Below are 15,501 nucleotides of genomic sequence, written 5' to 3'. Positions count from 1 at the left end.
AAAATGCCAAGCTTGATTTGTTTGTTTTATAACCAGATGTAAACTGGTTGTGTTTCTTTGTGTTGACAGTCTAGCGCGGCTCAGTAGACTAGCCAAGCATAAAACCAACAAAATCTGATCATCTGTTAAGGATTACCCGTGGAAGTACGTCATAACTGGACAGTGACTGAAGTGAGATCACTGCTGGAAAAACCATTTATGGATTTGCTGTTTGAAGCGCAGCACATTCACCGTCATTACCACCCGCATAACCATGTACAAGTTAGTACCTTGCTTTCAATCAAAACGGGCGCTTGCCCAGAAGATTGCAAATATTGCCCGCAAAGTGCGCATTATCGTACTGATGTAGATAAAGAACGCTTGATGGAAGTGGAACGTGTCTTAGATGCGGCACAAAAAGCGAAGCAGGCTGGTTCAACCCGTTTTTGTATGGGGGCTGCATGGAAGAATCCGAAAGCGCGTGATATGCCGTTATTGAAAGAGATGATAGCAGGCGTGAAAGAGATGGGGTTAGAAACCTGTATGACTCTTGGCATGTTAACGCCTGAGCAAGCCAACGAGTTGGCGAGTGCAGGGCTAGATTATTACAACCATAACTTAGACACGTCACCAGAATTTTACGGCAATATTATTACCACGCGGACCTATCAAGATCGGTTAGACACCTTGTCCCACGTGCGAGAGGCAGGAATGAAGATCTGCTCTGGCGGCATTATAGGTATGGGCGAAAGTACCCATGATCGTGCTGGATTATTGGTGGAATTAGCTAATTTACCCACTCAACCGGAAAGTGTGCCAATTAATATGTTAGTGAAAGTGCAAGGTACACCATTGGAAACGGCTGAGGAGGTAGAACCGTTTGACTTTGTGCGCTTAATTGCCGTAGCACGCATCATGATGCCGAAATCCGCAGTACGGTTATCGGCTGGGCGAGAGAAAATGAACGAGCAGATGCAAGCGCTCTGTTTTATGGCTGGAGCTAACTCTATTTTCTATGGCTGTAAGCTATTGACTACGCCAAATCCAGCGGAAGATAGTGATAGGCTGCTGTTTAACAAATTGGGGATCAATCGTCAGCACATCGCACAAAAACCCGATGAAGTAACCGAGAACGAGTTGCTCGATCAAGTTGTTGAACGTGTGGCTGCTCGTCCTACTGCCGATGATCTTTTTTATGATGCCACCGTTTAACTCTCGTATTCAGCAGGCGTTGTTGGATCGAAAACAGCAAAATGGTACGCGTCAATTGCAACCGCTACAAGGTGGCAACCAACCTCACCTCCAGTTTAATGAGCAAGCGTTCCTTAACTTTTCCAGTAACGATTATTTAGGATTGGCAACGGATAAAAACTTGATCCAAGCTTGGCAGCAAGGTTTGAGTTTATATGGTGCAGGGAGTGGCGCTTCTCCTTTGGTTACCGGGTTTTCTGTCGCACATGAGCGGCTTGAGAAAACGCTGTGTGATTGGCTTGGCTATTCCCGAGCCATTTTATTTGGTTCGGGTTTTAGTGCCAATCAAGCGTTACTGTTCACCTTGTTAGCCAAAGGTGACTTACTCCTGCAAGACAAACTTAACCACGCATCGCTGATGGAAGCGGGGCTGCTGTCTCCGGCAACAATGAAACGCTTTAAACACAATGATGTGCAGCATCTAAGTCAGTTATTACCGAAATCGGCGGCATGCTTAGTGGTGACAGAGGGCGTTTTCAGTATGGATGGGGATTGCGCGCCACTGGCTGAGATTTATCAGCAGATAAACCAGCGTGCTTGGTTGATGGTTGATGATGCGCATGGTGTCGGTGTCTTGGGGCAGCATGGGCGAGGCAGTTGTGAGTACGCTGGTATCTGGCCTGATATTTTAGTGGTGACGTTTGGTAAAGCCTTTGGTTTATCCGGTGCGGCGATTCTTTGTCGTGATGAAGTCGGGGATTACTTAACCCAATTTGCTCGACACCATGTGTATTCAACCGCCATGCCACCAGCACAAGCTCATGCGATTACTCATGCAGTCAGTATGATTCAACAACAAGCTTGGCGACGTGATAAATTGGCCGAGCTTTCCGCCACTTATGAGGAGGCGTTGCATCAAGTCGCTGGATTTGTAGCTAGTCAAACTCCGATTAAGCCTTTTATATTGGGGGAGAGTCAGCGTGCCATGACTGTGGCACATCAATTGCGCAAAAGTGGCATTTGGTTGAGTGCTATTCGCCCGCCTACGGTGGCTCAAGGCTATGCAAGATTGCGTATAACCTTGACGGCCAACCATTCCGTTCAACAAGTAAAAAAGATGACCCAAGCCTTAATCGATACCTTGGAGAGACACGAATGATACCTGCGATAACTACCGTGCTTTCTGAGCAAAATGATAAAACGGCCATTGCGCAAGCGTTTAGTAAAGCGGCGGCTCGTTATGATCAGCATGCGGCGTTTCAACGGGATGTGGGGCTGCAATTACTGGATAAACTCCCTCAGAAATTGGATGGATGGCGCATTCTTGATCTGGGGTGTGGAACCGGTTATTGCTCTCAAGTCTTGCAAGCCAGAGGGGCGAACGTGGTGTGTGTGGATCTCTCTTTAGCCATGTTGCAGCAAGCGCACCAACGCTGTGGTCATGAACGTATGCGTTATTTACAAGCCGATGGCGAAGCGCTGCCTTTCTCTTCTGCTGAATTTGATGCGGTATTTTCGAGCCTCGCTTTACAGTGGTGTGACAACTTAGCGAGCCCATTGACAGAGATTTATCGAGTGCTAAAGCCCGGTGGGCAAGCTTACCTATCCACCTTATTAGAGGGCTCACTGATTGAGCTGCAACAGTCGTGGCTAAAAGTTGATTCATATCAACACGTCAATCGCTTCATGACGATCAATCAGGTAAAAATTGCGTTAGCGCAAGCTGGTTATCAAAAAATTCACTTAGACTTACCTTCAATAACCGTATGGTATGAGACTGCTTTTTCTTTAATGAGAGACTTGAAAGGGATTGGTGCGAATCATGTTCCAGGTCGAGCACAAGGGTTAACGCGCCGCCATACGCTCGCTCAGGTAGAGCAGGCATATCAATTGTTTCGTAACCATCAAGGTCTTCTACCTGCAACATATCAGGTTTGTTTAGGGGTTTTACATCGATGATAAAGGCATTATTTATTGCAGGTACGGATACCGATGTGGGCAAAACAGTGGTTTCAAAGGCCATTCTTCAGGCTTGTGCGGAAAAAGGATTGTCGACCATTGGCTATAAGCCAGTTTCAGCAGGATGTGAAAAAACAGAGCAGGGTTTACGCAATGATGATGCACTGCACTTATTGCAGGCTGCAACAGAAAAAATGCCTTATGAGGATATTAATCCTTATGCGCTAGCATTGCCGACTTCACCACATATCGCGGCAAAACATGAACATCAAGTGATTGATTATTCTGTATTGAGTGAAAAATTGACGAAATTAAAAACGCAAGCAGATGTGGTATTAGTGGAAGGAGCAGGTGGTTGGCGGGTACCCATTTCTGATACTGAGAGCCTTTCAAGTTGGGTTCAACAAGAACAACTACCCGTGGTTTTAGTCGTTGGGATCAAATTAGGCTGTTTAAGTCATGCGCTATTAACGGCGGAATCCATCAAAGCGGATGGGCTGAATCTAGTGGGGTGGGTCGCTAATCGTATCAACCCAGGTACAGAACATTATGCCGATATTATTTCATTACTTGAAGCACGTATTGAAGCCCCTAAATTGGGTGAAATTCCTTATATGCCAAGTGTGAAGCACCGTGAATTAGGAAAGTATATTGATCTCTCTCCTTTACTTGAGAAGACATCATAGGTTGTTTTTTGAGTTGAAAAGAGAAAGGCTGCACGGGGTGCAGCCTTTCTTTCTTTCTTTCTTTCTTTCTTTCTTTCTTTCTTTTGCTACTTTTCTTGAGATAAGCCGACTAAAGCGTGTGGAGTATTCACGATTTGAGAAGGAATTGTCTGCTCTGTGCTTAATCCTAACTGTTGCTTTGCTTCTTCTTCACTTAAACCCAGATGACAACGCAGTAAGTCAATTGCCATTTGGTAGTTACTTGCTTCAGCCATGATCGTTTCCTTTGCTGAGAATTAACGTTCTTTTAACTTCTAGCAATGTAGTCTCTTTCATCTCAAGCCTCAATAAGACTAAAGTATAAAGAGCCACTGCTCGGAGCAGTGAGTGTTAGTAGACATTAAATGTTGCAATTTATCCGTTAGCCTTGAATATTCAATGGATGACATTATGTATTAAAATACCTTTATCTGAAGGTGTGTTGATTCAGTACCCATTAAATAAAAAGTCTATTCGGAGAGAAGTAATGAAGCGAGTATTATTATTCTTGGCAACCAACTTAGCCGTTGTGCTGGTTCTTAGTGTTGTTTTGAATATTGTTTATGCCGTAACAGGTATGCAACCGGGTAGTTTGTCTGGTCTATTAGTGATGGCTGCCATATTTGGTTTTGGTGGTGCATTCATCTCACTTCTGATGTCAAAGAGTATGGCGTTACGTTCGGTCGGAGGTAGAGTTATAGAAAGCCCTCGCAACGAATTGGAGCATTGGTTACTACAAACCGTTCGTCGTCAAGCTGATCAAGCGGGTATCGGTATGCCAACAGTGGCTATCTATGATGCTCCTGATATGAATGCGTTTGCGACAGGAGCAAAACGTGATGATTCGTTAGTCGCGGTTTCTACTGGGCTTTTACATAATATGACCCGAGATGAAGCGGAAGCAGTATTAGCTCATGAAGTCAGCCACATTGCTAATGGTGATATGGTTACCATGACGTTAATGCAAGGGGTGGTGAATACCTTTGTGATTTTCCTTTCTCGTTTTATTGCTAATATCATTTCTTCGCGTAATTCAGATGAAGGACAAGGCAATAATATGATGGTTTATTTTGCGGTTTCTATGGTGCTTGAATTAGTGTTTGGTTTTCTGGCTAGCTTTATTACTATGTGGTACAGCCGTCATCGAGAATACCACGCGGATGCCGGTGCTGCTCAATTGGTAGGAAAGCATAAAATGATTGCGGCATTAGAACGGTTAAAAATGAGCCATGAACCTCAACTAGAAGGCTCCATGATGGCATTTGGTATCAATGGAAAACGTACCATTACCGAATTGCTAATGAGTCATCCACCCTTGGATAAGCGTATCGAAGCTCTGCGTCAGGCATAATTTTAAATCGGGCCAGCTTTGTTCTAGTTTGGTTTCAACGCAGTAAATCCTGTAATTTGACACATAAAAAAGGGCCATTCGGCCCTTTAATTCTATCACTGCAATCAGTTAGAGTTGATCGGTAAGCTCGATAGCATAGCCAATATAGCTGGCTGGCGTCATTTTTTTCAGTCGATCTTTCTCTTCTTGTGGTAATGCGAGCCCATCAATGAATTGACGCATAGCTTCACCGTCTACGCGTTTTCCACGAGTCAACTCTTTGAGTTTTTCATAGGGTTTTTCAATGCCATAGCGGCGCATCACCGTTTGAACTGGTTCGGCAAGAACTTCCCAGTTTTTATCTAATTCAGCTAATAGTGCATCACGATTGACTTCTAACTTGCTGATCCCTTTTAAGGTCGAAGAATAGGCAATCACAGCATAACCCACACCGACTCCTAAATTGCGTAGAACGGTTGAGTCAGTCAGGTCACGTTGCCAGCGAGAAATCGGCAGTTTTTGCGCAAGGTGAGTGAAAATGGCATTTGCTAAACCTAAGTTACCTTCTGAGTTTTCAAAATCAATCGGGTTAACTTTATGTGGCATGGTGGAAGATCCGATCTCTCCCTCGATGGTTCTTTGTTTAAAGTGGCCTAGTGCGATGTAACCCCAAATATCACGGTCAAAGTCGATAAGAATGGTATTAAAACGAGCAATTGCATCAAATAACTCAGCAATATAGTCATGAGGCTCAATCTGAGTCGTATAAGGGTTCCATGTTACCCCTAATGACTCACAAATAAACTCTTCACTGAATTTGTGCCAATCTACCTCAGGGTAAGCAGAAAGGTGAGCGTTGTAGTTACCCACCGCACCATTGATTTTCGCTAAAATTTCAATGTTGGCGATTTGCTTATATTGACGTTCCATACGGTAAGCCACGTTCGCCATTTCTTTACCCATGGTAGAGGGTGAAGCGGGTTGACCATGGGTGCGAGAAAGTAGTGGAATATCACGATATTCTTCGGCCAATGCTCGAATCGCATCAATGATATTGCGGATTTCTGGGAGGATAACCGTATCACGCGCTTCTCTAAGCATTAGGGCATGAGAGGTGTTGTTGATGTCTTCTGATGTGCAAGCAAAATGAATGAACTCATTAATGGAATGAAGTTCAGGAACTTCAGCCACTTTCTCTTTTAAGAAATACTCAACGGCTTTAACATCATGGTTTGTGGTGCGTTCGATCTCTTTGATACGTTGTGCGTCTTGTTCGTTAAAATTTTCTGCCAACTGATCAAGAAATTGATTCGCTTGTGCACTGAGTTGTGGGACCTCAGTAATTGCGGCAGTAGCAGCCAGCTTCTGTAGCCAACGAATTTCAACGATAGTTCGGTACTTTAGGAGACCATATTCACTGAAGATACTACGTAACGCAATCGTTTTACTTCCGTATCGGCCATCTACCGGTGAAACAGCAGTCAATGCTGACAGTTCCATGTTCTTCTCCTGGAGTTTGAGTTAAAGGTGAAAGTGAGTGAAGTCGATCATTTAGAGTCGTGCTAGCAGCAATTGAGCTTGCTCGATCATGTTTTTACGACCAAAAATCAAATGTCGGCGTCGGCCACCAACCTGACGCCAGAGCACCGCACAGCGAATACCTGAAAGTAATAATGCTCTCACTTTATGCTGATTGGTCGTTTGTTGTAATACGGCTGGAGTACCTGCAACTTGAATACGAGGTCCAATAGGGCTAATCACATCCAGATAGACGCTGGCAAGGTTACTGATCATCGTGTCATCAAGGAGATCAAAATGAGCCAGTTGGCGCTCTAAGGTTTGTAGGCGATCACCAAGCTGAGCCATGGCATCCCGACGGCTACTTAGTTTACGTTCTAAGGCCATCAAACTAATAATATAGCGGGTCATTTCATTTCCAGCTGGAGTGCTATCAATGCCATTGACTAAACTTTCAAGGCCAATTTTTAAATTGGCCTCATTTCCAAACACATCCAACGTACTGTTTGGATTGGTTTTTAATATAGCTTGAAGTGAAGTGGCAAACGCGTTGGAATCACAGTGACCATTTTTTGCCACTTGTTGAACCAACGTCACCGCTTGGCAGATACCCGCAAAGGCGATAGTGCGATCATAATGATTGTCAGCCACGTAAATACTCCTAAAATTGATTATGAGATTCGCTGTTCAATAATACCACCGCCAAGGCAAACCTCACCCTGATAAAACACCGCAGACTGTCCCGGAGTTACGGCAATTTGTGGCTCATCGAACATTACTTTGATGTTGTTGTCATCGATAGGGATAAGCGTACAAGCAATATCCGATTGGCGGTAACGCGTTTTCACTGTGCAACGGATCGCTTCTGTAATTGGCTTGCGATCAACCCAATGTAATTGGGATGCGAATAATCCGTGAGATTTTAGCAATGGATGATCAGCGCCTTGAACCGCAATCAGTACATTTCGCTTCAGATCTTTCTCTGCGACATACCAAGGTTGTTCGGTTCCCTCTTTTAAGCCGCCAATATGTAATCCTTTGCGTTGGCCGAGAGTATGGTACATCAACCCTTGATGTTCACCGATGACTTTTCCATCTGGCGTTTCAATTTTGCCGGGTTGTGCAGGTAAATAGCGAGATAAGAAGTCCGTAAATTTACGCTCACCAATAAAACAGATACCGGTTGAATCCTTTTTCTTCGCCGTGACTAGGCCTTGTTCTTCTGCAATTCGGCGAACCTCAGGTTTTTCCAGCTCTCCTACCGGAAATAAACTGCGGGCAACCTGTTCATGGCTAAGCGTATACAAGAAGTAGCTTTGATCTTTATTGCTATCAAGGCCTCGCAGCATTTGTGGCTTTTCACCTGCCTCTGGAAAGGTGCGGCGAACATAGTGGCCCATAGCAATGTAGTCGGCATCAAGCACTTCGTCTGCAAATTCCAGAAATGCTTTAAACTTGATCTCTTTATTACACAGAATATCGGGGTTGGGGGTTCGTCCGGCTTTATATTCAGCCAGGAAATATTCAAACACATTGTCCCAATATTCAGCAGCAAAATTAATGGTGTGTAAATGAATGCCTAATTTGTCACAAACGGCTTGCGCATCGGCTAAATCTTCTGCTGCGGTACAATATTCTTCGTTATCATCCTCTTCCCAGTTTTTCATGAACAGGCCTTCAACTTGATAGCCTTGCTGCTGTAATAGATACGCGGAAACGGAGGAATCGACACCACCTGACATGCCGACAATAACTTTCTTTTGACTATTTGTACGGTGAGCTTCTGACATAACTCAATACCACTTAATGAACTTGGGGGTGGATTCTAACAGAAAGATTTTTTTGAGGACAGATCCGAGACCGCAATCACACTTATTTGTGTGGTGAGGATAGAGGTGTTGATGCATATGATCCGGGCTTTTATGGTGGCAATAAGCACTGTGGAACGCATGAGCCATTTAAAAGATGAATAATAAATAAAAAACTCTTTGCCGAAATCGTTTGCGTTTTTTACGTCAGTTGCTGTTTTATAGTGGGGCGAGTTAGAATCGCGCATCTTTTATTCCTATGCCGAACCATCGTTATGAAATTTCCTGGTCAACGTAAATCAAAACATTATTTTCCTGTTCATGCCCGTGATCCTCTAGTCATTCAGGCTCAAGAAAATAAGAAGATGTCCCGTACTCATATTATTGGTATTGACCAAACCTTAGTCGATATTGAAGCGAAAGTAGAGTCTGAGTTGATAGAACGCTATGGGCTAAGTAAGGGACATTCATTAGTGATTGACGATGAAGCAGCAGAAGCGCTTTATCAGGAACTGAAAAATAACCGATTAATTTGTAGTGAGTATGCAGGCGGAACCGTAGGTAATACCCTCCATAACTACTCAGTCTTGGCTGATGATCGTTCAACCTTATTAGGGGTGATGAGCCAAGATATTAAAATTGGCAGTTATGGTTATCGTTATTTATGTAACACCTCTAGCCGAGTGGATCTTAATTATTTACAAGGTGTCAATGGTGCTATTGGTCGCTGTTTTGCGCTTATTACGGAAGATGGGGAGCGAACATTTGCCATCAGTGAAGGGCAAATGAATCAATTAAGTCCGGAAAGTATTCCAGAAAAGATTTTTCAAAATGCTTCAGCGCTAGTGATTACCGCCTATCTTGTGCGTTGCAAGCCAGGGGATCCGATGCCTGAAGCCACGATGCGGGCGATTGAATACGCTAAGCAGTACCATGTCCCGGTCGTATTAACGTTAGGGACGAAATTTGTAATTCAAGATGATCCTGTATTCTGGCAAACCTTTTTACGTGACCATGTTTCCGTTGTGGCCATGAATGAAGATGAAGCATGGGCATTAACTGGGGAGCAAGACCCTTTAGCCGCCTCTGATAAAGCTCTTGATTGGGTTGATTTAGTGCTATGTACCGCAGGCCCGGTTGGATTGTTTATGGCAGGGTATACTGAAGACTCAGCAAAGCGGGAAACGACATTACCCCTATTACCGGGTTCTATTGCTGAGTTTAATCGTTATGAATTTAGTCGCCCTGCTAGCCGTCAAGGGTGTGAACATCCCATTCGTGTTTATTCTCATATTGCCCCTTATATGGGCGGCCCTGAAAAAATTAAAAATACCAATGGGGCGGGTGATGCGGCGCTATCAGCATTACTGCATGACATGGCAGCGAATAAATACCATAAGGAAAACGTGCCTAATTCAAGTAAACATCAGCACCAGTTCTTGACTTATTCTTCCTTTTCTCAAGTATGCAAATATTCCAATCGTGCAAGTTATGAAGTGCTGGTTCAACATTCACCGCGTTTATCACGTGGTTTGCCGGAACGGGAAGATAGCTTAGAAGAGGCATATTGGGAACGATAACAAAACGGTGAAGTAATAAATGAAAAAGGCTCAAAATGAGCCTTTTTATATTTATCATTTTCGATGAAATTAAAGAGCGAAATCTTCGAGAGATTTACCTTCATCTAAAGCTTGTTGGATCGCTGAAGGAGTACGGCCTTGGCCTGTCCACGTTTTCTCTACACCATTGTCCATATATTTGTATTTTGCTGGACGAGGGGCGCGTTTAGCTTTGCCTTTTTTTGCTTTGGTTTTTGTTTCACCGGCAAGAGCGGAAATAAGAGCTTCAACATCAATGCCATCTTTGGCAATTTGTTCTGCAATGGCAGCCAGTTTCGCTTCTTGCTCTGCTAGCGCTGCTTTTTCTTGCTCTTCAATTTCTTTACGTTCTTGCACTACGATTGTTAATTTATCGAGTGCTTCTTCAAGTTGCTCTAGAGTGAGATCACGAGCATAGGCACGTAGGCTACGAATATTTAATAACGTTTTAGTAATTTCCGACATTTCGGTTTCCTGTGAGGTGAATTTATTTACAACTCCAATATTAAACCCAGTAATTTATTCTGGCAATATTGATTTTACATTAATAGTAAAATATTAAGTCAAAATATAATCAAGTGTAAGTGAGGTTAATAATAATATTTTGTGAAAACGCCCCCATTGTGACGGTGTGGTATAAATAATCGAGTAAGTACCTTTATTTTACGTAATATATTTACTTCAATGAGATCCATTGCATAGCGATATGATAAGGGAGTCTTTCTGGTTGATGGTTTCTGGTTATTGTTTTATCCCCGTTTCTGATGAGATAACTCTAACAACGGTCATGTTGCCTGCATTCGTTTATGTTATTGAAGAATAAATACTCGACAATTAACCGGTAGGATAGGTTGCATTGATAGTTCTGATAAGTACAATGACCGGCACCTAATGCGAGATTTATAAATAATGTCGAGTTTACTTATTTAGTCGCTCACAATAGAGTCTCGATGTAGAGGTGCGGTATTGAAAAGTAATCATGATTGGGGTGATACCAATGAATCATGGTGAAAGGCTTTATCGCCGAAGTGGGTCGTCGATCAAAACGGCTCGCTGGGGTTGTCAGCGAATAGGGGCAACACTGCCATAGTCTGCATACCAACGCAGGTACGATTGCTTGGTATACCGTTGTTAAACTATGGAGCGCTACTGTAGGGTTGGGTGAAGTGCTCACTTCCCTTTCGCTAATTCAACAATAAGCGGTGTTCATGAAAATACCGTTTATCTGCAGTAGATCTCTCGCCATTTATTACTGGTTTTTGAAGATCATGAATGTAATTGATTTTGCTTCCTCTCCTTTGTCTGTACTTCCTCCACTGATAGCGCTGACTTTAGCTATTGTGACTCGTCGAGTTTTACTTTCGCTGGGGGTGGGGATTGTTCTTGGTGCACTTTTATTAGTCGATTTTTCCCTCTCAGGAGCGGTTCGCTATGTAGGTTCTCAAGTCGCAAGTGTATTTGTTAAAGAGGGGAGCTTAAATACTTGGAATATGAGTATCGTTGGCTTTCTCCTGTTACTGGGAATGATGACGGCAATTTTGACGCTTTCCGGCGGTACGCGTGCTTTTGCTGAATGGGCACAAGTTCGAGTCAAAAGTAAACGAGGCTCTAAACTTTTAGCGGCATTTCTTGGCGTGTTTATCTTTGTGGATGATTACTTCAACAGTTTAGCCGTAGGTTCTATTTCTCGCCCGGTGACGGACCGATTTTATGTCTCTCGAGCTAAGTTAGCGTATATTTTAGATTCGACCGCTGCACCAATGTGCGTTGTGATGCCTGCCTCTAGTTGGGGTGCTTATATCATGACTATTATTGGTGGTATTTTGGTGACTCATGGTATTGGTGACTATTCGCCTCTAGGTGCTTACTTACGGTTAGTGCCGATGAATTTCTATGCCATTTTTGCACTCTTAATGGTGTTTGCCGTGGTGTGGTTTCAAATGGATGTCGGCCCAATGCGCCGCCATGAAATTCAGGCATCACAAGGTCGTGGCTTCGATCAAGATACTGAAAATGATAGTCAAGAAGCTCATGAGCTTAATGAAGAGTTAGATATTCCTGAAAGTGCACATGGCAAAGTGTTAGATTTAGTTTTGCCTATTGTTTTGCTGATTGTGGCGACTATTGGTGCCATGTTGTATACCGGAGGTCAGGCTCTAGCCTCCGATGGTGTGGCCTTTAATGTTTTGGGCGCATTTGAAAATACAGATGTTGGAACCTCATTAATCTATGGTGGATTCGTGGGTTTATTGGCGGCTCTTTTCACTGTGATTAGGCAAGCCTTACCCGTTGGAGATATTCTTAGCACCATGTGGATTGGTGCCCGTTCTATGTTCGGCGCTATCCTAATTTTGATTTTTGCGTGGACCATTGGCTCTGTGATTGGAGACATGAAAACGGGTGCGTATTTGTCTTCACTGGTGCAAGGTAATATCAACCCACATTGGTTACCGGTTATTTTGTTTCTGTTGTCAGGTATTATGGCATTTTCAACAGGAACATCATGGGGAACATTTGGTATCATGTTACCGATTGCCGGTGACATGGCTGGGGCGACAGATCTAGCATTGATGTTACCAATGCTAAGTGCGGTATTAGCGGGTTCTGTTTTTGGCGATCATTGTTCACCCATTTCTGATACCACCATTTTATCTTCAACTGGGGCTCGTTGTAACCATATTGACCATGTTGCGACTCAATTGCCTTATTCACTTTCTGTGGCGGGGGTATCAACGGTTGGCTTTATCGTACTGGGTATGACAGCATCACTCTTTGCTGCATTCGCTGCGGCTAGCGTTGCGTTTGTACTCGTGTGCGTAGTTTTATCTTGGCTTTCCAAGGCGAAAATGGTTGTAGAATCCGCGCAATAATTGTCTTTTAACCCAACCTTACTCAAGGTTGGGTTAACTATTTTCGCTATTAAGTTGAAAAACCCTCAAATTGCAGTTGCAAAAAAGTTCAAGCTTAGTTAGTGTTGAAAACAGTCGAGCTAACCAGTGTAAAGAAATTAAGTATGCGTAGTTTTGTAATGAATATTCATCATCACCATCATCCCTAGTCAGTCTTTCGGGAGATGTACGCATACCCGGGAGGCAGGATTCTCCCGGCGGTTAAATCAAAAGTGTATTTAGATTTTAAACCCTCGGGAGACCAAACTCTCGAGGGTTTTTTACTATTTGATTTTATAAAATTCAATAAATTGCAAAGGAATCATGTCATGCAAACACAACGCCTAAGAATCGCCATTCAGAAAAAAGGTCGCCTGAGCCAAGAATGTCAGGAACTGCTGAAAAAGTGTGGAGTAAAATTCAATATTATGGGTGAAAGCTTGGTTGTTCATTCACTCAATATGCCAATTGATCTATTACTCGTTCGTGATGATGATATTCCTGGCTTGATTATGGACGGCGTCGTTGATTTAGGCTTTGTGGGAGAAAACGTACTCGAAGAGACTCGATTGGATCGCCGAGCGCTCAACCAACCTAGCCAGTTTGTTGGGTTGCGTCGTATGGATTTTGGTGGATGCCGCCTTTCGATTGCGATGGATAAAGATGAAGCCTATAGCGGGCCTCAAGATCTTAAAGGTAAGCGCATTGCAACGACTTATCCTCAATTGCTTAAAGCTTATATGGATGAACAAGGCATTGATTTTAGTACCTGTATGCTGACCGGTTCTGTTGAAGTAGCCCCACGTGCTGGGCTTGCTGACGCGATTGCGGATTTAGTTTCCACAGGAGCGACGTTAGAAGCGAATGGTTTAAAAGAAGTGGAAGTCATTTTCCAGTCCAAAGCCATGCTAATTCAACGTTCGGGTGATTTTACAGCAGATAAGTCAGCACTGATCGATAAACTGCTTACCCGTATGCACGGCGTTCAACAAGCCAAAGAATCAAAATACATCATGCTGCATGCTCCAGTTGAACAATTACCACAAATTACAGCGTTGTTGCCGGGAGCAGAAGACCCGACGGTGTTACCTCTTTCCGCAGACAAAAGTAAAGTAGCGGTACATTTAGTCAGCTCAGAAAATCTATTCTGGGAAACCATGGAACAGCTGAAAGCACTCGGAGCGAGCTCCATTCTTGTTCTTCCTATTGAAAAAATGATGGAGTAGTCATCATGAGAACCGTAGTTTGGCAATCGTTGAGTGAAACTCAACAAGAATCGGTGTTAGAGCGTCCTGCGATTACTGAAGGTGCAAATATTACCGCTGCAGTCAAAGCAGTAATTGCTCAGGTTCGAGCGGAAGGTGATGCCGCTTTGATGGCGTTGACCGAGAAATTTGACCGTGTAAAGCCTGAGTCAATCCGTGTACCACAGGCTGAAATTGATGCCGCGTGTGGGCGGCTTTCACAAGAGATGAAACAAGCGCTTGAGCAAGCGTATAGTAATATTGTTAAGTTCCATAAAGCGCAAAAGCCTCAGCCTATAAAAGTGGAAACCATGCCAGGCGTGGTTTGTGAGCAAGTCACTCGGGCTATCAATAAGGTAGGGTTGTATATTCCTGGTGGAAGCGCACCACTACCTTCAACAGTCTTGATGCTCGGTGTCCCAGCCCAAATAGCCGGTTGTCGCAAAGTGGTACTTTGTTCACCTCCACCTATTGCTGATGAAATTCTGTATGTGGCGAAGCTATGTAATATTGATGAAGTTTACAATGTGGGTGGCGGTCAAGCGATTGCTGCGATGGCTTATGGTACAGAAACAGTGGCTAAAGTAGATAAAATCTTTGGTCCGGGTAATGCGTATGTCACCGAAGCAAAACGCCAAGTCAGTAATGATTTCCAAGGTGCTGCTATTGATATGCCGGCTGGCCCGTCTGAAGTGTTGGTCATTGCAGATGAAACGGCTGATGCAGAATTTATTGCTGCCGATCTGCTCAGCCAAGCAGAACATGGTCCAGATTCTCAAGTGGTGTTAGTAACGCCATCACCGATCATCGCGGATCGAGTCACTGATGCGGTTCAGCGCCAATTGAAAACCCTATCTCGAGCGGATATTGCTCAAAAAGCGTTAGCATCAAGCTTGATTATTATTGCTGAATCGATCACTCAAGCCGTTGCGATATCGAATTATTATGGGCCAGAGCACCTGATTGTACAGACGAAAAACCCTCGTGAGCTCGTGCCACTATTAGATAATGCCGGGTCTATTTTCCTCGGTGCTTGGTCTCCTGAATCAGTCGGTGACTATGCTTCAGGTACTAACCACGTGTTGCCAACCTACGGCTATACCCGCACTTATTCAAGTTTAGGGTTGGCTGATTTCAGCAAGCGCATGACAGTTCAAGAACTTAGTGCTGACGGTTTGAAAGCTTTAGCTCCCACCGTGGTGGCGATGGCGAATGCAGAAGGTTTAGATGCACACAGACGTGCAGTCACTATTCGTATTGATAAGTTACAAAAGGCGTAATC

14 protein-coding genes, 1 riboswitch and 1 other annotated feature are annotated in these 15,501 nt (G+C 43.8%); of the genes, 9 read left to right on the top strand and 5 right to left on the bottom strand.

The features are described 5' to 3' along the window. The first annotated feature begins 138 nt into the window (after positions 1-138). Genes bioB through bioD form a run of 4 tightly spaced genes read left to right on the top strand, consistent with a single transcriptional unit; the run spans position 139 to position 3,815 of the window. Positions 139-1,191, top strand: coding sequence for a biotin synthase BioB (gene bioB, locus B5D54_RS01920; RefSeq protein ID WP_078924801.1), 1,053 nt, complete (start codon positions 139-141; stop codon positions 1,189-1,191). Beyond that, entirely contained in the window at positions 1,178-2,329 is a 1,152-nt protein-coding gene (gene bioF, locus B5D54_RS01915) for an 8-amino-7-oxononanoate synthase (protein ID WP_078924981.1), read from the top strand. Before bioB ends, bioF begins: the two co-directional genes overlap by 14 nt. Continuing rightward, positions 2,326-3,129 (top strand): malonyl-ACP O-methyltransferase BioC, encoded by an 804-nt coding sequence (gene bioC / locus B5D54_RS01910; RefSeq protein WP_078924800.1) that lies wholly within the window; start codon positions 2,326-2,328, stop codon positions 3,127-3,129. Before bioF ends, bioC begins: the two co-directional genes overlap by 4 nt. After that, positions 3,126-3,815, top strand: a complete 690-nt coding sequence (bioD, locus tag B5D54_RS01905) for a dethiobiotin synthase (protein WP_078924799.1) — start codon at positions 3,126-3,128, stop codon at positions 3,813-3,815. Before bioC ends, bioD begins: the two co-directional genes overlap by 4 nt. A gap of 86 nt (positions 3,816-3,901) precedes the next feature. Here bioD and B5D54_RS17190 read toward each other — a convergent pair whose 3' ends face one another. Next, positions 3,902-4,069: a hypothetical protein gene (locus B5D54_RS17190; RefSeq protein ID WP_167514885.1), complete on the bottom strand. Its 168-nt coding sequence runs from the start codon at positions 4,067-4,069 to the stop codon at positions 3,902-3,904. A 251-nt stretch (positions 4,070-4,320) separates the two neighbouring features. Between B5D54_RS17190 and htpX the strand changes: the two genes are divergently transcribed. Further along, entirely contained in the window at positions 4,321-5,184 is an 864-nt protein-coding gene (gene htpX / locus B5D54_RS01900) for a protease HtpX (protein ID WP_078924798.1), read from the top strand. Between the two features lie 108 nt (positions 5,185-5,292). Here htpX and purB read toward each other — a convergent pair whose 3' ends face one another. From purB to mnmA, 3 genes are read right to left on the bottom strand one after another with little or no spacing between them, the layout of a single operon-like run. After that, a complete protein-coding gene (gene purB, locus B5D54_RS01895; protein WP_078924797.1) occupies positions 5,293-6,663 on the bottom strand; it encodes an adenylosuccinate lyase in 1,371 nt (456 codons plus the stop codon). A 51-nt stretch (positions 6,664-6,714) separates the two neighbouring features. Then, positions 6,715-7,332 (bottom strand): high frequency lysogenization protein HflD, encoded by a 618-nt coding sequence (gene hflD, locus B5D54_RS01890; RefSeq protein WP_078924796.1) that lies wholly within the window; start codon positions 7,330-7,332, stop codon positions 6,715-6,717. A 20-nt stretch (positions 7,333-7,352) separates the two neighbouring features. Then, the gene (gene mnmA / locus B5D54_RS01885; RefSeq protein ID WP_078924795.1) at positions 7,353-8,471 is read right to left on the bottom strand and encodes a tRNA 2-thiouridine(34) synthase MnmA; all 1,119 of its coding nucleotides are present in this window, start codon (positions 8,469-8,471) and stop codon (positions 7,353-7,355) included. A gap of 293 nt (positions 8,472-8,764) precedes the next feature. On the opposite strand from mnmA, the gene B5D54_RS01880 reads away from it, so the two are divergent. Continuing rightward, positions 8,765-10,069, top strand: coding sequence for an inosine/guanosine kinase (locus tag B5D54_RS01880; protein WP_078924794.1), 1,305 nt, complete (start codon positions 8,765-8,767; stop codon positions 10,067-10,069). Between the two features lie 69 nt (positions 10,070-10,138). On the opposite strand, the gene B5D54_RS01875 is transcribed toward B5D54_RS01880, so the two are convergent. Next, positions 10,139-10,552, bottom strand: coding sequence for an H-NS family histone-like protein (locus tag B5D54_RS01875; RefSeq protein WP_078924793.1), 414 nt, complete (start codon positions 10,550-10,552; stop codon positions 10,139-10,141). 480 nt (positions 10,553-11,032) lie between these two features. Beyond that, a riboswitch (Lysine riboswitch) is annotated at positions 11,033-11,244 on the top strand. A 111-nt stretch (positions 11,245-11,355) separates the two neighbouring features. Between B5D54_RS01875 and B5D54_RS01870 the strand changes: the two genes are divergently transcribed. The 3 genes from B5D54_RS01870 to hisD all read left to right on the top strand — a co-directional run bounded on the left by B5D54_RS01870 (position 11,356) and on the right by hisD (position 15,499). Beyond that, a complete protein-coding gene (locus B5D54_RS01870; RefSeq protein ID WP_078924792.1) occupies positions 11,356-12,957 on the top strand; it encodes a Na+/H+ antiporter NhaC family protein in 1,602 nt (533 codons plus the stop codon). Between the two features lie 166 nt (positions 12,958-13,123). After that, positions 13,124-13,261: a sequence feature (His leader region), on the top strand. A gap of 43 nt (positions 13,262-13,304) precedes the next feature. Then, positions 13,305-14,201 carry an ATP phosphoribosyltransferase gene (gene hisG / locus B5D54_RS01865; protein WP_078924791.1) on the top strand — a complete coding sequence of 299 codons (897 nt, stop codon included), beginning with the start codon at positions 13,305-13,307 and terminating at the stop codon, positions 14,199-14,201. Positions 14,202-14,206: 5 nt separating this feature from the next. After that, positions 14,207-15,499 carry a histidinol dehydrogenase gene (gene hisD / locus B5D54_RS01860; protein WP_078924790.1) on the top strand — a complete coding sequence of 431 codons (1,293 nt, stop codon included), beginning with the start codon at positions 14,207-14,209 and terminating at the stop codon, positions 15,497-15,499. Positions 15,500-15,501 lie beyond the last annotated feature (2 nt).

The sequence above is a fragment of the Vibrio cincinnatiensis DSM 19608 genome, assembly GCF_900167345.1.
Classification (GTDB): domain Bacteria; phylum Pseudomonadota; class Gammaproteobacteria; order Enterobacterales; family Vibrionaceae; genus Vibrio; species Vibrio cincinnatiensis.
The sequence above is the reverse complement of the archived record's forward strand: the minus strand, read 5'-3'. Positions and strand labels throughout refer to the sequence as shown.